26 protein-coding genes and 2 pseudogenes are annotated in these 20,299 nt (G+C 66.4%); 26 read left to right on the top strand and 2 right to left on the bottom strand.

What is annotated here, in order from left to right; translation table 11 throughout:
- Positions 1-189: 189 nt before the first annotated feature.
- Positions 190-456, top strand: a complete 267-nt coding sequence (locus P5703_RS11360) for a DUF1652 domain-containing protein (RefSeq protein WP_285586918.1) — start codon at positions 190-192, stop codon at positions 454-456.
- Positions 457-512: 56 nt separating this feature from the next.
- On the opposite strand, the gene P5703_RS11355 is transcribed toward P5703_RS11360, so the two are convergent.
- Positions 513-1,514, bottom strand: a complete 1,002-nt coding sequence (locus P5703_RS11355) for a phage portal protein (RefSeq protein WP_285586916.1) — start codon at positions 1,512-1,514, stop codon at positions 513-515.
- Positions 1,514-3,277 carry a terminase ATPase subunit family protein gene (locus P5703_RS11350; protein WP_285586914.1) on the bottom strand — a complete coding sequence of 588 codons (1,764 nt, stop codon included), beginning with the start codon at positions 3,275-3,277 and terminating at the stop codon, positions 1,514-1,516. The genes P5703_RS11355 and P5703_RS11350 overlap by 1 nt, the downstream gene beginning before the upstream one ends.
- 150 nt (positions 3,278-3,427) lie before the next feature.
- On the opposite strand from P5703_RS11350, the gene P5703_RS11345 reads away from it, so the two are divergent.
- From P5703_RS11345 to P5703_RS11225, 25 genes and pseudogenes are all read left to right on the top strand, one after another.
- Positions 3,428-4,258 carry a GPO family capsid scaffolding protein gene (locus tag P5703_RS11345; protein ID WP_285586911.1) on the top strand — a complete coding sequence of 277 codons (831 nt, stop codon included), beginning with the start codon at positions 3,428-3,430 and terminating at the stop codon, positions 4,256-4,258.
- Positions 4,259-4,276: 18 nt separating this feature from the next.
- A complete protein-coding gene (locus P5703_RS11340) occupies positions 4,277-5,287 on the top strand; it encodes a phage major capsid protein, P2 family (protein WP_285586908.1) in 1,011 nt (336 codons plus the stop codon).
- A gap of 3 nt (positions 5,288-5,290) precedes the next feature.
- Positions 5,291-5,983 (top strand): annotated as a pseudogene (gene gpM / locus P5703_RS11335) (phage terminase small subunit); the annotation flags it as partial.
- 234 nt (positions 5,984-6,217) lie between these two features.
- Positions 6,218-6,682 (top strand): head completion/stabilization protein, encoded by a 465-nt coding sequence (locus tag P5703_RS11330; RefSeq protein ID WP_285586905.1) that lies wholly within the window; start codon positions 6,218-6,220, stop codon positions 6,680-6,682.
- Entirely contained in the window at positions 6,682-6,891 is a 210-nt protein-coding gene (locus tag P5703_RS11325) for a tail protein X (RefSeq protein ID WP_285586902.1), read from the top strand. The genes P5703_RS11330 and P5703_RS11325 overlap by 1 nt, the downstream gene beginning before the upstream one ends.
- A 3-nt stretch (positions 6,892-6,894) precedes the next feature.
- Positions 6,895-7,215, top strand: coding sequence for a phage holin, lambda family (locus tag P5703_RS11320; protein WP_176698477.1), 321 nt, complete (start codon positions 6,895-6,897; stop codon positions 7,213-7,215).
- Entirely contained in the window at positions 7,212-8,027 is an 816-nt protein-coding gene (locus P5703_RS11315; RefSeq protein WP_285586896.1) for an N-acetylmuramidase domain-containing protein, read from the top strand. Before P5703_RS11320 ends, P5703_RS11315 begins: the two co-directional genes overlap by 4 nt.
- Positions 8,024-8,386 (top strand): annotated as a pseudogene (locus P5703_RS11310) (DUF2570 domain-containing protein); the annotation flags it as partial. The gene P5703_RS11315 and the pseudogene P5703_RS11310, both read left to right, overlap by 4 nt.
- Positions 8,310-8,573 carry an Rz1-like lysis system protein LysC gene (gene lysC, locus P5703_RS11305; RefSeq protein WP_502989181.1) on the top strand — a complete coding sequence of 88 codons (264 nt, stop codon included), beginning with the start codon at positions 8,310-8,312 and terminating at the stop codon, positions 8,571-8,573. The pseudogene P5703_RS11310 and the gene lysC, both read left to right, overlap by 77 nt.
- Positions 8,570-9,097 carry a phage tail protein gene (locus P5703_RS11300; protein WP_285586892.1) on the top strand — a complete coding sequence of 176 codons (528 nt, stop codon included), beginning with the start codon at positions 8,570-8,572 and terminating at the stop codon, positions 9,095-9,097. Before lysC ends, P5703_RS11300 begins: the two co-directional genes overlap by 4 nt.
- Complete coding sequence (locus tag P5703_RS11295) at positions 9,090-9,551, top strand: phage virion morphogenesis protein (protein ID WP_285586890.1); 462 nt, start codon at positions 9,090-9,092, stop codon at positions 9,549-9,551. The genes P5703_RS11300 and P5703_RS11295 overlap by 8 nt, the downstream gene beginning before the upstream one ends.
- Positions 9,552-9,619: 68 nt before the next feature.
- Positions 9,620-10,153 carry a phage baseplate assembly protein V gene (locus P5703_RS11290; RefSeq protein ID WP_285586887.1) on the top strand — a complete coding sequence of 178 codons (534 nt, stop codon included), beginning with the start codon at positions 9,620-9,622 and terminating at the stop codon, positions 10,151-10,153.
- On the top strand, positions 10,150-10,503 hold the full coding sequence (locus tag P5703_RS11285) for a GPW/gp25 family protein (RefSeq protein ID WP_285586885.1): 354 nt from the start codon (positions 10,150-10,152) through the stop codon (positions 10,501-10,503). Before P5703_RS11290 ends, P5703_RS11285 begins: the two co-directional genes overlap by 4 nt.
- On the top strand, positions 10,500-11,357 hold the full coding sequence (locus tag P5703_RS11280) for a baseplate assembly protein (protein ID WP_285586883.1): 858 nt from the start codon (positions 10,500-10,502) through the stop codon (positions 11,355-11,357). The genes P5703_RS11285 and P5703_RS11280 overlap by 4 nt, the downstream gene beginning before the upstream one ends.
- Positions 11,350-12,456: a phage tail protein I gene (locus tag P5703_RS11275; protein WP_285586880.1), complete on the top strand. Its 1,107-nt coding sequence runs from the start codon at positions 11,350-11,352 to the stop codon at positions 12,454-12,456. The genes P5703_RS11280 and P5703_RS11275 overlap by 8 nt, the downstream gene beginning before the upstream one ends.
- Positions 12,453-12,818 (top strand): hypothetical protein, encoded by a 366-nt coding sequence (locus P5703_RS11270; protein WP_285586878.1) that lies wholly within the window; start codon positions 12,453-12,455, stop codon positions 12,816-12,818. Before P5703_RS11275 ends, P5703_RS11270 begins: the two co-directional genes overlap by 4 nt.
- An 11-nt stretch (positions 12,819-12,829) precedes the next feature.
- Entirely contained in the window at positions 12,830-15,391 is a 2,562-nt protein-coding gene (locus tag P5703_RS11265; protein WP_285586871.1) for a glycoside hydrolase family 78 protein, read from the top strand.
- 69 nt (positions 15,392-15,460) lie between these two features.
- On the top strand, positions 15,461-16,033 hold the full coding sequence (locus P5703_RS11260; RefSeq protein ID WP_285586870.1) for an HI_1402-related protein: 573 nt from the start codon (positions 15,461-15,463) through the stop codon (positions 16,031-16,033).
- Positions 16,027-16,335 carry a hypothetical protein gene (locus tag P5703_RS11255; RefSeq protein ID WP_237146094.1) on the top strand — a complete coding sequence of 103 codons (309 nt, stop codon included), beginning with the start codon at positions 16,027-16,029 and terminating at the stop codon, positions 16,333-16,335. The genes P5703_RS11260 and P5703_RS11255 overlap by 7 nt, the downstream gene beginning before the upstream one ends.
- A complete protein-coding gene (avd, locus tag P5703_RS11250) occupies positions 16,332-16,688 on the top strand; it encodes a diversity-generating retroelement protein Avd (RefSeq protein ID WP_285586865.1) in 357 nt (118 codons plus the stop codon). The genes P5703_RS11255 and avd overlap by 4 nt, the downstream gene beginning before the upstream one ends.
- A gap of 16 nt (positions 16,689-16,704) precedes the next feature.
- A complete protein-coding gene (locus P5703_RS11245) occupies positions 16,705-16,968 on the top strand; it encodes a hypothetical protein (protein WP_237146092.1) in 264 nt (87 codons plus the stop codon).
- Between the two features lie 15 nt (positions 16,969-16,983).
- Positions 16,984-18,021: a reverse transcriptase domain-containing protein gene (locus tag P5703_RS11240; RefSeq protein ID WP_285586860.1), complete on the top strand. Its 1,038-nt coding sequence runs from the start codon at positions 16,984-16,986 to the stop codon at positions 18,019-18,021.
- Positions 18,022-18,117: 96 nt separating this feature from the next.
- On the top strand, positions 18,118-19,308 hold the full coding sequence (locus P5703_RS11235) for a phage tail sheath protein (RefSeq protein WP_285586858.1): 1,191 nt from the start codon (positions 18,118-18,120) through the stop codon (positions 19,306-19,308).
- 47 nt (positions 19,309-19,355) lie between these two features.
- Positions 19,356-19,871 carry a phage major tail tube protein gene (locus tag P5703_RS11230; RefSeq protein WP_230356671.1) on the top strand — a complete coding sequence of 172 codons (516 nt, stop codon included), beginning with the start codon at positions 19,356-19,358 and terminating at the stop codon, positions 19,869-19,871.
- Positions 19,872-19,955: 84 nt separating this feature from the next.
- Positions 19,956-20,297, top strand: a complete 342-nt coding sequence (locus P5703_RS11225) for a phage tail assembly protein (protein ID WP_279649784.1) — start codon at positions 19,956-19,958, stop codon at positions 20,295-20,297.
- Positions 20,298-20,299 lie beyond the last annotated feature (2 nt).

The raw sequence follows: 20,299 nt of genomic DNA, 5'->3' as shown, positions 1-20,299 counted from the left end.
GCTGCAGGGGTGCGGAAAATGCCATAGGTTTAGCCCGCAGGTGTGGTGGGGGGACAACGGCGCGCGCCGGGTGATGATCTGGCTAGGTCGGCCGCCGCTGATCGAAACGTGAGGGAGTTGGCACCCTTGGGTCAGGACAGCCCATAGCCGCCTGCTACAATTGCCGGCTCAGACAAAAGGAATTGTCCGATGATGCGGATTAGACAGCCCGAGGCGTTCGCCCTCGCGCAGGAACACTTCAGGCCGTTGCTGTTCACGGCCGCTATGGATTCCCCTCAGACCATCCATTGCATGTTGATGGACGAGCAAACCGGGGAGTCGCTCGTACTCACAGGCCTGCCTTGCGGGATATCGGTCACCAAGTCGCAGCTGGCGGGGCTGATCAATCTGATCGAGCTCGATATCGCAGCGCTTAGGCCATCGCTCCTGCAGCGTCGGCAGGAATGCGCCGGCTAGATTCAGGCCACAAAAAAGCCGCCTCGAGGGGCGGCTTGGGTGCATCGGGGCGGTGATCAGTTCTTTGCCGGCAACTCAAACTCCCTGAACCGCACTACCTCCTCCCCAACCCACTCATTCACCTGAGCCAGCCTTGCCTGGATCGGCTCCAGCTCGTTGACCGCCCACACCTCAGCGGCCTCGCGCAGCGAGCCAAAGCCCCCCGCGTTCTGCGGCACGATGCCCATCAGCTGGGGCGGGATCCGGAGCGCGGCCAGCAGATCGTCGCGGCTGATGTTCTTGATCGATCCGAACTCATCCTTCGCTGCCACCTCGCTCACCGGCAGCAGCTGGATGCCGTCCTTCTTGCCGCCCGGTGCGTACATGAACAGGTTGCGGAAGTTGCCCGGCCCCTTGGCTGATTTCAGCGCGGTGCGCAAGGCATCGACGTCTTCTTCCTTCTGCGCCGCGTCGGTCATGTACATGATGAAGCCGGCGTGCGAGCCGTTCTGGTAGTACCGCCGGCGGAAGAGGGTGGCCGACTCATTCAGCAGCGCCGATTGCAGCGCCGACAACCACTCCGGCAACCCGTACACCTCCTGGTTGATATCCGCCTCGCGCAGATGGCAGATCGTCCCGGCCTTGAATTCATGCTCATCGCGCCAGCCGCGCACCTGGTAATAGGTTTCCAAGTCGGCACCGCGGCGCATGTACTTCGCCAGCGTCGGCTGCAGGCTCAGCGGCTGGCCGAGCATGTTCTGCCGACGCTCCAGGTACGCATTGCCACACCACAACCAATCCAGGGCGAACTGGCCGAATGCCTGCCGGCTCAGCAGGCGATGCGGGATAAAGGTGCGCTCCAACATGTTGCGCTTGAAGTTGAGCCCGCTCTGCAGGAACACGCTCGCCCTGGTCGACTTCGCCAGCCCATCCAGCGACAGCGGCGGCTCGTACCAGCGGCCGTTGAGCCAGCATTCCAGATAGTCCAGCAGCTCGCGCCCGTCGAGCACCGGCATCGGGTCGCCGAAAGTGAAAGCCTCGATACCGGGAGCAGGGGCGGCGGCAATGTCGGTAGTCATCAGTAAATCTCCATGAAGCTGGTGTTCTGGGCGGTCATGCCCTCGAGGGGCTCGTTGTGCAGGGCATGGAACAGCGCCCAGGCCAGATCCGCGTGGCCGGTCTCTTCGTTGCGGCCTGCGGTGTAGGTCATCTGCCGGCCGCTGGCCGTGGTGGTTTTGCGGATCGCCATCAGCGAGGAGGCAAGGTCCGTCCAGCCGGCGTCGAATTCGAGCCGGCCCTTGTGAATCACGTCGTAGGCCTTCAGCACCAAGCGTGTCTTCACCTCCGGCGAGTAGCTGAAGGTGGTCAGGTTCGGGAAGAATTGCTTCACCAGCTGCGCCACGCCCGAGCCCATGCCCGTCATGTCGATGCCGATGTACGTCACCCAATAGCGCAGCGTCACCCGGCGGATCGCTTCGGCCTGGGCGGCGAAGTCCATCCCGCGGAACTGATGGCGCTCGAGCACGCGGAACTTCCCGCCCGGTACCAGCGGCGGCGCCGCCACGATCAGGCCAGCGCTATCGCCGGTCTCGGCCGGGTCATAGCCCACCCACACCTGGCGATCGCCAAACGGCCGATCGGCGAACGGCTTGTAGTCCTCGTTCCACTCGATCCAGCTATCCACCATGCACGGCTGCAGCACCGCCAGCGGAAAGATCGAGGCCCCGTCGTCGACGAACTGGCACATCAGCAGGTTCGCGTAGGCCTCGGCGCTGTACTCCAAGCGCAGCTCCTCGATGTCGAACAGATCGCAGCCGCGCTGCTCGGCATCCAGGATGGTCACAATCTGCCGCCAGAGCCGGTCCTCGCACAGCCGCCCCTGCTGCAGGGCGTCATGCGAAACATCGATGCTGATCCGCTGCGCCGCCGGCTTGCCCTTGTTGAAGCGCTCACCCGTCCAGAACGAATAGGCCTCATGCGCCATAGAGGAGGGCGTCGAAAAGTAGGTGCGGCGGTATTGCTTCTGCATCGCCATGCCGCTGGCGACCTTGTTCAGCTCGTTGAACTTGAACGTCCAGAAGAATTCGTCGAAGTAGAAATTGCCGTGATAGCCCTGCGCCGTCCGCGCGTTGGTACCGAGGAAGTGCAGCTCCGCGCCGTTGCTCAGAATGATCGGGTCGCCGGTCAGCTCCACCTGGCACACCTCGCGGGCGAACGCCTGGATGTACGCCTTGAAGATGTGCGCCTGATTCTTCGACGCAGACAGGAAGATCTGATTGCGCCCCGTCACCAGCGCATCGAGCAGCGCCTCCCGGGCGAAGTAGAACGTCGCACCGATCTGCCGGCTCTTCAGAATCGCCCGCGTCCGCTGATTGCCCGCCCGGTACCAGTCCAGCTGGTAACCGAAGCACCCATCGCGGAACGCCTCCTCGAGCTGCTCGACGTGCTCCTCGGCGAACTCGTTGCGCTTCGGCGCCTTCTTCGGCCCGGCGTTGCGCTTGTCCAGGTTCGGGTTGAGCTCCGCCTCAGTGCCACCGCCCTTGAATCGCTCGATTCGTGCCTGCCGCTCCAGCTGGCGGTGCAGCAGGTCAATTTCCTTGAAGTCGCCGCCGCTCTTGCCGTCCTTCAGGATCAGCTGCACCAAGCGGGCCTCCAGCGCGCCGCCGATGCGCTCGACGTTGTCCGCCCGGTCCCATTCGTCCCGGGCCTTCCAGCTGTGGACGGTCTTTTCCTTCTCGTCCAGGTAGTCGGCGATATCCGTGATGCGCCAACCCGTCCAGTACAAAAACTTGGCCTGGCGGCGGTTGTCGCGTTGAGCGGGGAGTTCGGCGGGTGCATTCATGGCGCCGATGCTGCCGCTCACGCGCGCGAGCCGTTACTCCGGCGCCCTGTACGTCCAGCCAGTACAGGGTGCGCGAATTGCCCGCAGTTCGCCGGCTGCCGACCATGCCCTCACTACCTGCCCAGCAGCCAACAGTCGAGGACAGCCCGCATGGCCGGCAACAGCAAAAAATTCCGCTCCAAGATGTTCCGCATCGGCGTAGAAGGCGCGACCACTGATGGTCGCAAGATCGAGCGCAGCTGGCTGGAGGAAATGGCCGCCAGCTACAACCGCGACACCTACGGCGCCCGCATCAACATCGAGCACATCAAGGGCCTGTCCCCGGATTCGCAGTTCGGCGCCTACGGCGACGTGGTTGCACTGAAGGGTGAAGAAATCCAACTCAACGGCGAAACCAAGTACGCGCTGTTCGCCCAGCTCGAGCCGAACGACGCCCTGCTGGCGTTGAACAAGAAGGGCCAGAAGATCTACTCCTCCATGGAGATCCAGCCCAAGTTCGCCGACACCGGCAAGGCCTACCTGGTCGGCCTCGCGCTCACCGACTCCCCCGCGAGCCTGGGCACCGAGGCCCTGGAGTTCAGCGCCCAGCACGGCACCCTGACCAGCCGTAAGCAGGACAAGGACAACCTTTTCACCGCCGCCGAGCCGGCTGAGCTGGAGTTCGAAGAAGTCACCGACCAGCCCGGCGCCTTCAAGGACCTGGCCGCCCGCGTCAAGGCGCTGTTCACCAAGGGCAAGGAAACCGAGGGCCAGTTCAGCGAGCTGGGCGAAGCCGTCACCTCCCTGGTCGATTTCGCCGAAAAGCAGCAGACCAGCCTGGATGCGTTCCGCACCGAGTCCACCGCGCTGGGCGAGAAGGTCACCAAGCTCGAGGAAACCGTGGCGGATCTGACCACCAAGCTCGGCCAGACCCAGGACCACAACCAACAGCAGCGCCCGCCGGTTCCCGGCAACAGCCAGCAAGTCCTCACCCAATACTGACCGACGCCGGAGCACCCCATGCGTAACGAAACCCGCAAACTGTTCAACGGCTACCTGCAGCAGGTGGCCAAGCTCAACGGCGTGGACAACGCCACCGAGAAATTCAACGTCACCCCGACCGTGCAGCAGAAGCTGGAAACCGCCATCCAGGAGGCCAGCGGCCTGCTCAAAAGCATCAACATCATCGGCGTTGAGCAGCAAGAGGGTGAATCCCTGTTGTTGGGCGTCAACGGCCCGATTGCCAGCCGCACCAACACCGCAGGCGGCAACCGTCGCAACCCGGCCGACCGCAGCGCGCTGACCAAAGACAGCTATGTCTGCAAACAGACCAACTTCGACAGCGCGTTTCCCTACGCCCTCATCGACGCCTGGGCCAAGTTCCCGGACTTTCAGGTGCGCCTGTCCAGCTCCATCACCGAGCGCCAGGCACTGGATCGCATCATGATCGGTTTCAACGGCACCAGTGCCGCTGCCGTGTCGGACCTTGCCACTAACCAGCTGCTGCAGGACGTCAACATTGGCTGGCTGCAGAAGATCCGCACCGGCGCGGCTGACCGTGTGCTCGACGAAGTCGTCGACGCATCCGGCAAGGTCACCGTGGGCGCCACTGGCGACTACAAGACCCTCGACGGCGTGGTGTTCGACGCCCTGCAGATGCTCGACCCATGGCACCGTAGCCACCCCAACCTGGTGGTCATGGTTTCCCGCGATCTGCTGCACGACAAGCTCCTCGCCGCAGTCGAGAAGGGTGCCGCTTCCAACCAGGAAGAGAACGCCGCCGACCAGATCGTCACCAAGGCCCGCCTCGGTGGCCTGCCGATCGTCGACGCGCCGTTCTTCCCGGCCGGTACTGTGCTGGTCACCACCCTGAGCAACCTCTCCATCTACTTCCAGGAAGGCGCACGCCGCCGCCATGTGAAGGACGAACCGGAATACGACCGCATCGCCGACTACCAGTCGAGCAACGATGCCTACGTGATCGAGGACTTCGGTCTGGTCGCCCTGGTCGAAAACATCGAGGCCGTGTAAGCCATGCTCAGCCCAGCCCAACGCAACCAGCTGCGCAAACGCGCAGCTCTGCAGGCAGCTGAGGTAGCCCCGGCCATGTCCATGGCCGGCGCCACCGCCTACGAACAGCAGCTGCTGCAACTCAACCAGGACCGGCTGCGCCTCAAGCAGGTGCAGTCGGAGCAGGGCAAGGCTGAGCTCAAGCGTTTGCTCATCCCGGCCTATCAGCCCTACATCGAAGGCGTGCTGGCCGCCGGTAAAGGCGCCCAGGACGATGTGCTCACCACGCTGATGGTCTGGTGCATCGATGCCGGCGAGTTTGCCGCCGCGCTGTCTATCGGGGCCTATGTGATCGAGCACAACCTCAAGATGCCGGACCGCTTCGCTCGCACCACCGGTTGCCTGCTGGCTGAAGAGATCGCCAACGATGCTCTGAAAACTCAGAAAGCTGGTGGCACGTTTGACCTGTCCCTGCTGCTGCGCGCGGCTTCGCTCACCGACGAACGAGACATGCCGGACCAGGCCCGCGCCAAGCTTTACCTGGCGATAGGGCGCACCAACCTGCAGCTCGCCGAAGAGGATGGCGTAGAAGCGGATGCCGCACGCGCTTGGCTCGACATCGCGCGGAAGTACCTGGCCCGCGCCATCGACCTGCACAGCAACTGCGGCGGCAAAAAGGATCTGGAGCGCGTCGAGCGCCTCCTCAAGAAACACGCGGAAAGCAAGCCAGCCGACACCGGTACCGGCGAGCCAACTGAGCCCGACCAACCGACGTCCGAGCAAGACGAAAGCCAGCCGAGCGAAGAGGGCGCACCGAGCACCGACACCGGTACCGGCGAGCCACCCGCTAACTGAGCGTCCCCCACGCACTCGGCGGCTCGGGGCTGATCGACAGGTTTTCTCCTTGCCTTGTCGTGACGCCCCGACCACCGCCGAACCAGGGCAGAATTTATGAGCGCATTCACCGGAACAGGGGGCAGCCAAGAGGCGCACCCCATCACCAATGACGGCTGGTTTCCGGATCTGGACGGCCAGCACTTGCGCGAATCCCTGCGCCTCGACGGCAGCGTCACCGATGCCCGCCTCGAGGTCGCAGCCGTCAACGCGGTGATTGAGATCAACCGCGAACTGAAATCCTGGAAGGCCCAGCAGCTCGCTGCCGGCAACGCCAGCCTGGCCGATGTGCCGGCAGATGAGATCCAGGGCGAAAGCCAGCTGCTGCACCTCTACCGCCGCGCCATCTACTGCAGCGCAGGCGCCGAGCTGGCCGAGCGCATGCGCGATTACAGCGCCACCGGTGACGGTGCCGAGCGCGCCGAGGCCCTGACCCCGACCGCCGACGAATACCGCCGCGATGCCCGCTGGGCCATCCGCAACATCCTCGGCATCACCCACACCACCGTGGAACTCATCTGATGGCCAGCCTGCGCGCCCAGCAGGGCGACACCGTCGACGCGATCTGCTGGCGGCACTACGGGCGCACCGCCGGCGTGGTCGAGCAGGTGCTCGACGCCAACCCCGGCCTGGCCGACCTCGGCCCGGTCATCCCGCACGGCACCATGGTTGAGCTGCCCGAACAGGCCGTGCGCGCTGAACAACGCCAAGTGGTGAATTTGTGGGATTGAAGGATGAAACGCATGCATGACCGTCCCGAAATGGCCTGGCTCGCCACGTGGCTCCAGGAGAATTATCCGATCCTGTATGCGGCAGGCCTGTCCGCTGCCATCGCCGGCTCGCGGCTGATGCTCGGCGGCGGCTCGCTGCGCCGCATCGCCATCGAGTCAGTCGTCTGCGGCCTGATCACCCTGGCTGCCAGCAATGGTCTGGCGCTGTTTGGCATTCCGCAGGAATACGCCCCGTTCTTCGGCGGCATCATCGGCCTGATCGGCGCTGAGGGCGTTCGCGCCGGTGCCAAGCGCCTGTTCGAGCGTAAGGTGGAAAGCGTATGAGCGAACTACTGATCATCGGCTCGCGCGGCCTCGCCGTGCGCAACCTGCAGGCCGCGCTCACGCTGGCCGGCTTCGCTGTAGCCGTGGACGGCGACTTCGGCGAGCAGACCGAGCGCGCCGTTGTTGCCTTTCAGCGCCGCGCCGGCCTGGTGGACGATGGCATCGCCGGCCCGAAAACCCTGTCCGCGCTCGCCGGCCGCGACACCTCCAAGCTGCTCAAGCGGCAGGATCTGCAGCAGGCCGCCGACCGCCTCGGCGTGCCGCTGGCCAGCGTCATGGCCGTCAACCAGGTGGAAAGCAGGGGAGAGGGCTTTGCCAGCAACGGCCGCCCGGTGATCCTCTTCGAACGCCACGTCATGCACGCCCGCCTGCAGGCCAATGGGCTGAGCGAAGCGGAGGCCGATGCACTGGCCGCCAAGCATCCCGCCCTGGTCAACCGCAAGGCCGGCGGCTACGTCGGCGGCACCGCCGAGCATCAACGCCTTGCCCAGGCGCAGCAGATTCATGCTGTCGCCGCGCTGGAATCCGCCAGTTGGGGCCTGTTCCAGATCATGGGCTACCACTGGCAGCGCCTCGGCTACCACGACGCCCAGCACTTCGCCGACACCATGGCGCTCAGCGAGGCCGCGCAGCTCGACGCGTTCGTGTCATTCGTAGAAACCGACACCGCGCTGCACAAGGCGCTCAAGGGTAAGAAGTGGGCCGAGTTCGCGCGCCGCTACAACGGCCCGAACTACGCCCGCAACCTCTACGACGTGAAGCTGGCCCGGGCCTATGCCCAGTTCGCCGGCGAGCAGGAGCGGGCAGCATGACCACCGCCCGCCAGCTCCTCTACGGCCTCGCCCTGGTTGCCGCGCTCTGCCTACTGATCTGGATGCAGCAGCAGCGCATCGAAGCCGCCCAGGCGCAGGCCGATCTCGCCACCGAGCGCCTGCAAGCCGCCCAGCAGCGCAACGCCCGCCAGGCCGCCACCATCACCCGCCTCACCGGCGAGCTCGCCACCCAGCGTCTGGACCAGCTCGCCCTGCAGCAAACGCTCAGCGACCTGCGCCAGGCCTACGCCACCGATCAGCTCAAGAAGAAGGAACGCCGCCGTGAAGACCCAACCCATGCGACTTGGGCTGCTCAGCCTCTGCCTGATGCTGCTCGCCGCCTGCACCAGCGCCCCGCCATTACCGGAGCCGCAGGTTACCGTCAATGGCTGTCCGATCGTGACGCGCTGCACACTGGACCCGGCGGCGCCGGCCAGTAACGGCGAACTGAGCGACGACAGCGACTACCTCATGGCTGCCTGGGGCGAATGCGCCGCCAAGGTCGACCTGGTGGTGGACCACAACGCGCGCAGCACCCAGCCATGAACAAGCCCGAATCCCTGCGCGCCCACCTGCTCGCTGCCATCCCTGAGCTGAAACGCAACCCCGACCGCCTGCTGGTCTTCATCGACAACGGCAGCCTGCGCAGCACCGCCGCGCCCGGCCTGTCGTTCGAATACAGCTACACGCTCAACCTGATCCTCACCGACTTCGCCGGCCATCCGGATGCCGTCGCCATCCCGCTGTTCGCCTGGGTGCTGGTCAACCAGCGTGAGCTGATGGAGAACCAGGAGCGGGGCAGGGACGCCATCAAGTTCGAGGCCGACATCCTCGACAACAGCAAGGTGGACCTGTCCATCACCCTGCCGCTCACCGAGCGCGTGATCGTCAAGCGCATGGATGACGGCGCCCTGCAGGTCGACCACCCGCCAGAGCCGCAGCTCGACGAGTTCTTCCCGGCCGGGCCATGGCAGTTGTTCGGCAACGGAGAACTGCTCGCTGAGTGGGAAAGCACCGTCGGCACCGGAACCGACATAGCCAGCCCGCAACCAAGCCGTAGCAATGGCTGACGGCCTGCGCGCCCTCGAGGACTGGGCCGGCGCGCTGCTCGCCCAGCTGCAGCCGGCCGAGCGCCGCAAGGTCACCCAATCGATCGCCCGCGACCTGCGCCGCAGCCAGCAGCAGCGCATCGCTGCCCAGCGCAACGCCGACGGCACCCCATTCGCCCCGCGCAAGCCCCGGCAGGAGCTACGCGCCAAGGCCGGGCGCATCAAACGCAAGCGGCAGATGTTCGCCAAGCTGCGCACCGCCCGTTACCTGCGCCTGCAGAGCGACGCCAGCACCATCGCCATCGGCTTTGCCGGCCGGCTATCGCGCATCGCCCGCATCCACCAGTATGGCCTGCGCGATCGCCCGGCGCCCGGCGCGCCGGATGTGCAGTACGCCCGCCGCGAACTGCTCGGCTTCACCGACGCGGATCTCGAGCTGATCCGCGACCGCCTGCTCGAGCACCTGGTGCGCTAACCCTGTAACGCCAGCCGCTTCACAGCCCCGCGAATGCACCCCGCGCGCGCGAACGCCAGCATGGGGCCATGAATATCACCGACCTTCTGCGCCGCCTCGAAAACCTGATCCGCCTCGGCACCATCGCCGCGGTGGACCATCAGGCTGCGCGCTGCACCGTCAGCACCGGAGGCCTCAGCGTGCCGAACCTGCCCTGGCTCGCCCTGCGCGCCGGCAGCAGCAGCGACTGGGACCCGCCCACGGTCGGCGAGCAGTGCATCCTCGTCGCGCCAAGCGGCGAACCGGCCCTGGGCGTCGCCCTGGTCGGCCTCTACTCACAGCAACGTCCGGCGCCGTCGAACAGCGCCACCGTGCGCCGCCGGAAATATCCGGACGGGGCTGTGATCGATTACGACCACGCCACCCATGCGCTCACCGCCACGCTGCCTGCTGGTGGCACGGCCAAGCTCACCGCGCCCGGCGGCGTCACCATCCTCGGCGATGTGGACATCACCGGCCTGGTCACCGTCAGCGAAGACGTGATCGCCGCCGGCATCAGCCTGGTCAACCATGTGCATGGCGGTGTCCAGGGCGGCCCGAGCAAAACGGGGGCGCCGCAATGATCGGCATGTCCGCCCGCACCGGCCGCGCCATCGAGGGCAACGCCCACCTGGCCCAGTCCATCGCCAACATCCTCACCACGCCCATCGGCTCGCGTGTGATGCGCCGCGAATACGGCAGCCTGCTGCCCGACCTGATCGATGCGCCCCTCAACGACGCAACCCGCTTGCAGGCCTACGCGGCCACTGCCATGGCGCTAATGCGCTGGGAGCCGCGCATTAGGCTCAGCCGTGTGCAGCTCGGCCTCGGCGAGCGTCCGGGTCAGGCCATGCTGGATCTCGAAGGCACCCGCACCGACAGCAACGAGCCGCTGAGCCTGCGCGTGCCGCTGCAACTGGGAGCAGTCGCATGAGCATTGACCTGTCGCTGCTGCCTGCGCCAACCATCATTGAGCCATTGGACTACGAGCAGATCCTCACCGAGCGCAAGGCGCGACTGCTGAGCCTTTATCCAGAGGCCGAGCAGGCCGCCATGGCCGAACTGCTCGAACTGGAATCAGAGCCGCTGACCAAGCTGCTGCAGGAAAACGCTTACCGCGAACTGATCCTGCGCCAACGCATCAACGACGGCGCGCATGCCGTCATGCTGGCCTTTTCCGGCGGCGCCGACCTTGAGCACCTGCTCGCGTTGCTGGGTGCTGAGCGTCTCGACGGCGAGCCGGATGATGAATACCGCCAGCGTGGCCAGCTCGCCCCGTTCGGCTTCAGCACCGCCGGCCCCGTCAACGCCTACCGCTACCATGCCCTGAGCGCCGCCAGTGACGTGCTCGATGCCAGGGCAGACCAGCCGCAGCCAGGCGTCGTGCGCGTCACGGTGCTTTCCCGTACCCGGCAAGCCGCCACCCCTGAACTGCTGCAACAGGTCGCCTCGGCGCTCAGCGCTGATGACATTCGCCCGCTCAACGATACCGTCCAGGTGCAGGCCGCCATCCTTCGCCCCTGGGCAATCAACGCCCGCATCTACGTAGGCAGCGGCGCTGCGCCCGAGCCACTGCTGGCCGCTGCGCAGAAAGCTGCCGAGGCCTACGCCGCAGCCCAGCACGCCATCAACGCGCCGGTGCGCCTGTCCGGCATATTTGCTGCCCTGCATCAGCCGGGCGCCTTGCGTGTCGAGCTGCTCAGCCCAGCAGCAGACATCGAGCCGCAGGTGCAGACCGCACCGCTCTGTACGGCGGTCACGCTCACGCTGGTGACCGGCCATGAGTGAACTGCTGCCACCCAACAGCACGACTCTTGAGCGGGCGCTGGCCGTATCGTCCGCAGTCGACGCGCTGCCGGTCGAACTGGGCACGCTCTGGTCCGCCGAGCGTTGCCCCGCCGCGCTCCTGCCGTACCTGGCCTGGACGCTGTCCGTCGACTTCTGGGACATGGCCACCACCGAAGCGCAGCAGCGCGCGCTGATCGCCGGCGCCATCGCCTGGCACAAGAAACGCGGCACGCCCTGGGCCATCAAGCAGGCCCTGGCCGCCATCGGCTACCCAGTGCTAGAGCTGGTCGAGCAGGCCGAATACCACCGCGAATGGGTTTCGGCTGGCGGTCGTACCCTGGACGGCAGCTGGTCGCTCGACGCCGGCGCCACCCTGTTGCCGCCTGAAGCGGGCGGCGCCGTGGTGCGCCGAACAGCCCTCAACCATTGGGCCGAATACGCGATTCGTCTGAATGCCGTCGACGGCGCCTGGTCGCGAGAGCAGCAGGACCGTATCCGTCGCATTGCCGAGGCCTACGCCCCGGCGCGCAGCCGCCTGGTTGCCATCATCACCAGCCTGTCCACCCGTTTCGGGCGCCCGGTTCAGGTCACCGGTCTGCGGCAGCTCGTTCGCGTCCGCCTCGCCAAATGCCAGCGCGTGCAGTCCCTGCAGCGCCGCACGCTCGACGGCTGCTGGTCGCTCGGCGGCGAGACCGCGCCGCAGCAGCTCGACGGCACGCAGCAGCTCGACGGCGGCACCCGGCTCGACGGGCTGCGCCTGCTCGCTACCTGGGCTTGGGCGGCAGGGCATGCCCGCGTCATGCAGCGCGTGCGCATGCAGTTGCGCGCCACGGTCGGTACCGGCGCGGCAATTGCGCCGGTGCAACTGGCGCCGCCCTTCCTGTCTCTGGACGGCAGCGCACGGCTCGACTCGCTCACTCTGCAGGGCTGGCCGCTCGACCAGGGCATCGCCCTCGGTGACGCCGCCCTTGATCGCATCGCCCTTCACAAACTGGACGGCACCTGGCGCCTCGGCGCTCGGCCTGCCGCCACCCGCGTCCGCGCCCGTATCACAGCTCGCATCCGCCAGCACGGCCTCACTCAGCAGGTAGCCCTATGACCGAAAGCGTCCCAATCCTGACCACTGTGGCGTACCGCAGCCACCTGGCGCTGACTGCCGCCACCGGTGGCGAGCTGTCGCCGATTGCCTTCCTGGCCTTCGGTACCGGCACGCGCGCCTATTCGCCGGATGAAGACGCCGCCCTGCAGGCCGAGGCCGTGCGTCTACCGGCCACCGCGACCGTAACAGGCCCCGAAGTCACCGCCTCGGCCACGCTGCCGGGCTCAGCCGTCGCCGGCCAGACCATCACCGAGGTTGGCGCCTTCACCGCCTCCGGCGTACTGGTCGCCCGCAAAACCATTGCCCCCATCGAGCTCGAGCCCTACGGCGAGATGGATTTCGACATCGTCTTTGAATACTGAGGTAGAGCCCCATGCCCCTGACCCCCAGCGCCAACCCGCAGCTGAGCGAAAGCATCCCGCAGCTGACAACCAACAGCGTCGCGCACCCGGACACCTGGAACCCCATCCACCAGGCGCTGCTGGATAACGACGCCTACCTCGCGCGCGTGCTCGAAGAGACCGGCGCGACGCTTGGCGAGCAGGTCGCGACCCTCGACCAGCGCCTCGACGGCGTCGAGGCCACCAGCTCAGTGGCCGTGCAGCGCGCCGTCAGCCTCGACTGGCTGTACCGCGGCAACGCGATCAGCTTCGAGATGTTCACCCCCGGTTATACGTTGATCGATATCGATCCGGTGGCCGTGGTGCAGGGCATCAATGGGGATGACTCGCTCGACGTGGCCGACACCAGCGCGCTGCGCGCCGGCGACTACTACGTGCTGACCGACCCAACCGCCCTGGACGAAGAGGGCAATCCGGCGCCGGTATCCGCCCTGGTGCAGATCGCCAACATCCTCTCCGGCCAGCGCGTGCGCCTGACCGCCAACCTGGCGCGTGACTGGTCCGCCAGTGCCACGCTGTCGCGCTCCAGTCTCGCCGTGCAGGGCGCTGCGCTGGCCCGCGGCGAGGTCGGCGATATCTACCTGACCAAGGCGATCAACATCGGCACCGACAGTGATGGCGGCGCCGTGGTCATCCGCCGCTCGCTCAGCGCCGCCGAAGCGCGCCTCTACTATCGCGATGCCTACCAGGGCACCTGGAAGGAATGCGGCTGGTCCATGCGCCGCAGCGGCGGCAGCATCCCCGCCGGCATGGCGGACTACGAATACATCCTGCCGATGCGCGGTGACGGCTGGTTGCGTCTGGATATCGAAGGCGAGGCGCTGACCCTCTCGCACATCGTCGCCCTGGGCACGCCCACCGGCCTCGGCGGCTTCCTCAACCCGGAGCTGGCCCCAAGCACACCGGCCATCGCCTCGCCGGCGGACGCCTCGGTCGGCATCATGGAGCGCCCGACGCTGGCCCTGGACAACTACACCAGCCCCGCCGGCAATGCCCAGCAGGCAGTGCAGTTCCAGATCTCGACCGACGCCCTGTTCGCCACCGTGCTGCACGACTCCGGCGCCCTGGGCTCTGGCCTGTCGTACCGCGTCCCGGCTGAGGTGCTGCAGGCCGGCAATACCTACTACCTGCGCGGTCGCGTCCAGGACGTTGCTGGCCTCTGGTCCGACTGGTCCGCCGTGACCAGCTTCGCCACCGCTGCCGATTTCATCTACGTGGTCGCGCCGACCATTACCGGCCCGGTCAGCAATGCGCTGGACGTACCCGAGCAGCCAACGCTGGCCAGCTCCTCGTTCACCGTCTCCGGCGGCGAAGACACGCACGCCGCCAGCCAGTGGCAAATCCGCACTGCCGGCGGCACCTTCAGCGCCCCGGTCTGGGACAGCGGCACCGATGCGGTAAACCTGCTGACAGCGGTGGTCCCGGCGGGCGTGCTGCAAGCGGGCGAAACCAGCTACTACGTGCGCGTGCGCCACCAGGGCGTCACCAAGGGCTGGTCGGAATGGTCCGGCGAGAGCAAGTTCACCACCAAGGCCGCGTTCGCCACCATCATCGGTATCGCTCTGCTCGCCACCGGCGGCGGCTCCGGCACCTGGGCGCGCGTGGATGAAAACGGCGCGACCAGAGTGACCGACTCGGCGTTTTTCAGCAGTCACCAGACCTACGGGCAGATCCAGGACGTCACCATCGACGGCCAGGCCATGGTCAAGATCCCCGCGTTCTACGTGAAGGCCGGCACCATCGCTGCCGGCCCCAACGCCGGCAAGCGCGCCTGGTGGATCAGCGACCAGCCGGCCGCGGGCTTCACCTTGCATCCGGCGTTCATGCGCGCCGGCGCGCCCATCGGCCAGTTCTGGGTCGGCAAGTACCAGGGCACGGCGGACGGAACCAAGCTGGGGTCCAAGCCGGGCGTGACACCGCTGGTTTCCATCGACTTTCCGACCATGCAGGGCCGCGCCGCCGCGCGCAACGTCGCTGGCGTCTCGGGCTTCCAGCTGTGGGACTACTACCAGCTGTCCGCCATCCAACTGCTGGCCGCCATCGAGATGGGCGGCGCCAACAGCCAGGCGCTGATCGGCCAGGGCAACGTCAGCACGAGCGCGGCCCAGAACGTCGATTCGGCCACTGTGGCGCAAGCCACCTGGCGCGGCATCGTCGGCCTCTGGGGCAACGTCTGGCAGATGGTCGACGGGCTGCGCACCGATGCGTCCAAGCGCTATGAGCTGTGGGACAAGCAGGGCAACAAGGGCTACATCAACACCGGCGCCACCGCTCCGGCCAACGGCTGGACCGTCAGCCTGGCGTCGCAGTTCGGCGCCGACTTCGATCTAGGCCCGCTGTTCGTCCCGGCCAGTACCGACGCGACGGAGGCCAACGGCACCACCGGCGACTACAGCTACGCCAACGCCAGCTGCGTGGCGTACCACGGTGGCACCTCCGGCAGCGACTCGCACGCCGGCCTGTTCTATCTGAACGTCGCCAACGCCGCGTCGAACGCGTACGCGAGCATCGGCGGCCGCCTCGCAAAGGTGTGATGGGTTCTGTCACCTGAGTCATGTAACCGGGCTAGCCCGCCGAGCGGGCGCCCCTTTCAGGAGTTCCAAATGATGAAGATCGAAAACGCCGTGCTGATCGTGGGCGCTGTCAGCGTCAACCTGCCGCTGCTGGGCACCGATGCCGTGGTGCATGCCTGGCGCGTGCCCGCCGAGTATCGGGAAAACGAGCTGTTCGTTGCGGTTGACCAGTCGGGCCAGCCGGGCGAGATCCCCGCCTGCGACCCGCAGCAGATCGAATACCTGGGCGCGCTGGACTACCCAGCCGCCGAGGACGAAGCGCTCAAGGCCGCCAAGCGCCGCAAGCTGGCTGAAATCAACGCGCTGTGCGATGCCGAGCTGGACGCCTTCTCGCGCACCTACCCGGTAGGCGAGGTGCAGAGCTGGCCGCAGCAGGTGAAGGAGGCCGAGGCGCTGGCCGTCGATCCGGCTGCCCCGGCTCCGCTGCTGGCCGCAATCGCTGCTGAGCGCGGCATTACCGTGGCGGATCTGGCCAGCCGCGTGCACGTCAAAATGGACGCCTACGCGCAGCTCTCCGGCGCGCTGATCGGACGCCGCCAAGCGGCAGAGGATCAGATCGATGCGGCGGCCACCCTGGAGGATCTGGAGGCCATCGCATGGTAAGCCGGGTGCGCATGCTCGGTATCTGGACGCTCTGCGTGCTGGTTGCGGTCATCGCTCTGGTCTGGATGCTGCTGGCGGCCATCGCCGGCAGCGCCCGCGCCTGGAAATTGGCCGTCGCGCATGACCAGCTGGCCAACACCGCCTTCGGTGGCGATGAGGACGAGACCATCAGCTCCCGCGCCGCGAAAGCCGCACGGGGCGGCGAGCGGTGGGGCTGCGTGCTCTGCAAACTGCTCGACAAGCTAGACCCCGGCCACTGCGAAAGGAGCATCGAGCACGACGAGGGGAAGCCGCTGCCGTGAGTGATGCGCACCTGATCCTGCTGACCAAGCTCGAGGAGCTGGACGCCTACACGCACACCGTGCTGCACCAGTTCCCGAAACTGGAGCGACACCTGCTCTGCGCGGATCTGCGCGACACCACCAACCGCCTGCTGCGGCTGACGGTGATCGCCTGGAAGCGCAAGCAGAAGGCCGCAGCGCTGTTTGACCTGGACGTTGAGCTGGAAGTCTGTCGCGGGCTGATCCGCAAGGCGCATCGCCTGAGTTACATCAACACCCGCCGGCTCGATGTCTGGATGCGTCACGTCAATGAGATTGGGCGCATCGTCGGGGGCTGGATCAAGCACGAAGGGGCCTCGGCTCCGCGCAAATAGCTACAGCATCAGGGCAATGGCTTATTACGGTGGCAACTACGGCAACGGCTCGAACGCCGGCCTGTTCTATCTGAACGTCAACAACGCCGCGTCGAACGCGAACACGAACATCGGCGGCCGCCTCGCAAACGATTACCGCCAGAAGGCGCCAGGCTCACGGGCCGGCGTCCAGTGCGTTTCCTTTGGGGCCTTTGTCCAGACCATGTTGTCGAAGATTTACAGGGCGTCGCGGCTAGTAGCCTCGGCCAATGCGGCGGCGCCTGCCCTATCCCTCGCATGAGGTAAGGTTTCTGCTGTGCCTGTTACAACCGCTGGCCTATGGGGCCAGATCACCAGTTTCGAAAACCTCTACAACGCCTACCTTGAAGCCCGTCGCGGCAAGCGCGATCGCGGGGCGGTGCTGCACTTCTCGGCCAACGTCGAAGAGAACCTGGTCAACCTGCAGAACCACCTGCTGTGGAAAAGCTGGCGACCGGGCAAGCAGCGCGAATTCGTTGTAAAGGAGCCGAAGATCCGGCTGATTCAGGCGCCGCCCTTCGCTGATCGCATCATCCATCACGCCCTGGTCCGCGTGGTCGAGCCGCTGTTCGAGCGCAAATTCATCCACGACTCCTACGCCTGCCGCGTTGGCAAGGGCACCCAAGCGGCTGTCGCCAGGGCGCAGCACTTCCTGCGGGTGGCCAAGCGCAACCACGGCCCCGGCTGCTACGTGCTCAAGGCCGATATCAGCAGGTTCTTCGCAAGCATCCGCCACGCCTCCCTGCTGCGCGAGATCGAGCGCACCGTGCGCGACCCCGATGCGCTCTGGCTGTGGCGCCAGATCATCGCAGGCTACGGCCACGAAGCTGGCATCGGCCTGCCGGTGGGCGCACTGACCAGCCAGCTCGGCGCCAACGTGCTGCTGAACCACCTCGACCACGTCGCCAAGGACGAGCTTGGCCTCAAACATTACGTGCGCTACATGGACGACTTCATCGCCGTGCTGCCGAACAAGGCCGCTGCCGCCGAGGCCATGCGCGCGCTGTCCGCTACGGCCAACAGCCTATGCCTGGCGATGAACCCCAAGACCGCGATCCACCCCTGGCAGCGCGGCCTCGACTTCTGTGGCTACCGCATCTGGCCCACCCACATCTTGCCGCGCAAACGCAACATCAAACGCGCCCGCGCCTCGTTCCGCCAGCTGGCCACACGCTACGCCCGCGGCGAGATCGATCAGGAGCACGTTCGCCAGCGGGTGAACAGCTTCCTGGCCTACAGCAAGCATTGCCAGGCGCAGAGGGCGGTTGAGGGCGTGCTGGGGGATTTGGTGCTGAGCAGAAAGTCCGCGCTGTAACCCCCACCGCTACACAGCCCGCCGCGTGCGCCCCTTGCGCGCGCGCGTCACCCTCAAGGCTCACTGATCCGGCACTCGCCCAGGAGCCTCAACCCCATGGCCACCGATTACCATCACGGCGTCCGCGTCCTCGAAATCAACGAGGGCACGCGCCCCATTCGCACCGTTTCCACCGCCGTGGTGGGCATGGTCTGCACCGCGTCGGATGCTGATGCGGTCAAGTTCCCGCTCAACAAGCCGGTGCTGCTCACCGACGTGCTCACCGCCTCCGGTTCCGCCGGCGAGCTGGGCACCCTGGCGCGCAGCCTGGATGCCATCGCCGATCAGGCGTCACCCGTCACCGTCGTGGTGCGTGTGGCCGATGGTGAAGGCGTCGACGATGCCGCGAAGGAAGCTGACCAGGTCAGCAAGATCATCGGCGGCGTGAGCGCCTCTGGCGAATACCTGGGCATGAAAGCCCTGCTGGCGGCCGAGGTGCAGCTCGGCGTCAAACCGCGCATCCTCGGCGTGCCCGGGCTCGATTCGCTGCCGGTCACCACCGAGCTGGTATCGATCGCCGAGAAGCTGCGCGGCTTCGCCTATGCCAACGCCTACGGCTGCGAGACCGTCAGCGATGCCATTGCCTACCGCGCCGGCTTCGGTGCGCGTGAGCTGATGCTCATCTGGCCGGACTTCGTCTCCTGGGACACCACCACCAACTCCAACGCTCCGGCCAGCGCCGTGGCTCGCGCCCTGGGCCTGCGCGCCAAGCTGGACGAGCAGGTGGGCTGGCACAAGACGCTCTCAAACGTGCCGGTCAACGGCGTGTCGGGCCTCTCCAAGGACATCTACTTCGACCTGCAGAACCCCGCCACCGACGCCGGGCTGCTCAACGCCGACGAGGTCACCACGCTGATCCGCCGCGACGGCTTCCGCTTCTGGGGCAGCCGCACAACCAGCGCCGACCCGCTGTTCGCCTTCGAGAACTACACCCGCACCGCCCAGGTGCTGGCAGACACCATGGCAGAGGGACATTTCTGGGCTGTGGACAAGCCGATGCACGCCTCCCTGGTGCGCGACATCGTCGAGGGCATCAACGCCAAGTTCCGCGAGCTCAAGCGCGGCGGCTACATCATCGACGGGCAGTGCTGGTTCGATGAAGCGGCAAACGACAAGGACACCCTCAAGGCCGGCAAGCTGTTCCTGGACTACGACTACACCCCCGTCCCGCCGCTGGAAAACCTGCTGCTGCGTCAGCGCATCACCGACCGCTACCTGGTCGACTTCGCCGCCGGCATCACCGCCTGACCCCATTGACCCGCGCGGCCCCGGCCGCGCCGTAGGAGAGCCCAGCCATGGCCCTGCCCAAGAAACTCAAGCACATGAACCTGTTCAACGACGGCAACAGCTACGTTGGCCAGTGCAAGTCCGTCACCCTGCCGACCCTCGGACGCAAGTTCGAAGACTGGCGCGGCGCCGGCATGGATGGCCCGGTGAAGGTCGACATGGGCCACTCAGACGACGGCATCCAGATTGAATGGACCCTCGGCGGCTGGGACCTGACCGTGCTGCGCCAGTTCGGCGCCGTGAAGGCGGACGGCGTCATGCTGCGCTGGGCCGGTTCCGTACAGCAGGACGACACCGGCGCCGTGACCGCCGTCGAGGTGGTCGCCCGCGGCCGGCATGAGGAGATCGACTTCGGCGACGCCGAGTCCGGCGAAGACACCGAGCACTCCATCACCACCACCTGCACCTATTACAAGCTCAGCGTGGACGGCAACGTCGAGATCGAGATCGACCTGCTCAACTTCGTTTTCATGGTCAACGGCGAAGACCGCCTCGCCGAGCACCGCAAGGCCATCGGCCTGTAAGCCATGCGCGGCCAACGCCCACCGTTTCGCAACCCGTCGCAGCCACCAGGCGCTGCGGCAACCCCAACCCCAAGGAGTACACCCATGAGCAAGACCGAAGCCAGCGAAGCCCCCGTTGAGGTGGCGTCCGAGAATCCCAACGAACGCACCGTCGAGCTGGACGGCGCCATCGTGCGCGGCGCCCAGACCATCACCAGCATCACCCTGCGCAAGCCGATGGCCGGCGAGTTGCGCGGCGTTTCCCTGGTTGAGCTGATGCAGATGGAGGTGCTCGCGCTGCGTAAGGTGCTGCCGCGCATTACCACGCCGACCCTCACCGATATTGAAATTGGCCGGATGGACCCTGCCGACCTGCTGCAGTGCGGCGTGGCGGTTGCTGGTTTTTTGCTGCAGAAGTCGGCGAGGGAGGCCTCCCTCGACGCGTAGAA

The organism is Stutzerimonas sp. FeSN7 (assembly GCF_030263795.1).
Lineage (GTDB): Bacteria > Pseudomonadota > Gammaproteobacteria > Pseudomonadales > Pseudomonadaceae > Stutzerimonas > Stutzerimonas stutzeri.
The sequence above is the reverse complement of the archived record's forward strand: the minus strand, read 5'-3'. Positions and strand labels throughout refer to the sequence as shown.

Bases quoted from the DNA above. Each gene is read 5' to 3' on its own strand.
- P5703_RS11270 (WP_285586878.1), top strand. From the start codon at position 12,453: ATGACCGAAAGCGTCCCAATCCTGACCACTGTGGCGTACCGCAGCCAC.
- P5703_RS11290 (WP_285586887.1), top strand. From the start codon at position 9,620: ATGAATATCACCGACCTTCTGCGCCGCCTCGAAAACCTGATCCGCCTC.
- P5703_RS11315 (WP_285586896.1), top strand. From the start codon at position 7,212: ATGAGCGAACTACTGATCATCGGCTCGCGCGGCCTCGCCGTGCGCAAC.
- P5703_RS11255 (WP_237146094.1), top strand. From the start codon at position 16,027: ATGGTAAGCCGGGTGCGCATGCTCGGTATCTGGACGCTCTGCGTGCTG.
- P5703_RS11245 (WP_237146092.1), top strand. From the start codon at position 16,705: ATGGCTTATTACGGTGGCAACTACGGCAACGGCTCGAACGCCGGCCTG.
- P5703_RS11295 (WP_285586890.1), top strand. From the start codon at position 9,090: ATGGCTGACGGCCTGCGCGCCCTCGAGGACTGGGCCGGCGCGCTGCTC.
- P5703_RS11360 (WP_285586918.1), top strand. From the start codon at position 190: ATGATGCGGATTAGACAGCCCGAGGCGTTCGCCCTCGCGCAGGAACAC.
- P5703_RS11340 (WP_285586908.1), top strand. From the start codon at position 4,277: ATGCGTAACGAAACCCGCAAACTGTTCAACGGCTACCTGCAGCAGGTG.
- P5703_RS11350 (WP_285586914.1), bottom strand. From the start codon at position 3,277: ATGAATGCACCCGCCGAACTCCCCGCTCAACGCGACAACCGCCGCCAG.
- P5703_RS11345 (WP_285586911.1), top strand. From the start codon at position 3,428: ATGGCCGGCAACAGCAAAAAATTCCGCTCCAAGATGTTCCGCATCGGC.
- P5703_RS11275 (WP_285586880.1), top strand. From the start codon at position 11,350: ATGAGTGAACTGCTGCCACCCAACAGCACGACTCTTGAGCGGGCGCTG.
- P5703_RS11280 (WP_285586883.1), top strand. From the start codon at position 10,500: ATGAGCATTGACCTGTCGCTGCTGCCTGCGCCAACCATCATTGAGCCA.
- P5703_RS11325 (WP_285586902.1), top strand. From the start codon at position 6,682: ATGGCCAGCCTGCGCGCCCAGCAGGGCGACACCGTCGACGCGATCTGC.
- P5703_RS11230 (WP_230356671.1), top strand. From the start codon at position 19,356: ATGGCCCTGCCCAAGAAACTCAAGCACATGAACCTGTTCAACGACGGC.
- P5703_RS11330 (WP_285586905.1), top strand. From the start codon at position 6,218: ATGAGCGCATTCACCGGAACAGGGGGCAGCCAAGAGGCGCACCCCATC.
- P5703_RS11300 (WP_285586892.1), top strand. From the start codon at position 8,570: ATGAACAAGCCCGAATCCCTGCGCGCCCACCTGCTCGCTGCCATCCCT.
- P5703_RS11265 (WP_285586871.1), top strand. From the start codon at position 12,830: ATGCCCCTGACCCCCAGCGCCAACCCGCAGCTGAGCGAAAGCATCCCG.
- P5703_RS11355 (WP_285586916.1), bottom strand. From the start codon at position 1,514: ATGACTACCGACATTGCCGCCGCCCCTGCTCCCGGTATCGAGGCTTTC.
- P5703_RS11225 (WP_279649784.1), top strand. From the start codon at position 19,956: ATGAGCAAGACCGAAGCCAGCGAAGCCCCCGTTGAGGTGGCGTCCGAG.
- P5703_RS11285 (WP_285586885.1), top strand. From the start codon at position 10,150: ATGATCGGCATGTCCGCCCGCACCGGCCGCGCCATCGAGGGCAACGCC.
- P5703_RS11235 (WP_285586858.1), top strand. From the start codon at position 18,118: ATGGCCACCGATTACCATCACGGCGTCCGCGTCCTCGAAATCAACGAG.
- P5703_RS11260 (WP_285586870.1), top strand. From the start codon at position 15,461: ATGATGAAGATCGAAAACGCCGTGCTGATCGTGGGCGCTGTCAGCGTC.
- P5703_RS11320 (WP_176698477.1), top strand. From the start codon at position 6,895: ATGAAACGCATGCATGACCGTCCCGAAATGGCCTGGCTCGCCACGTGG.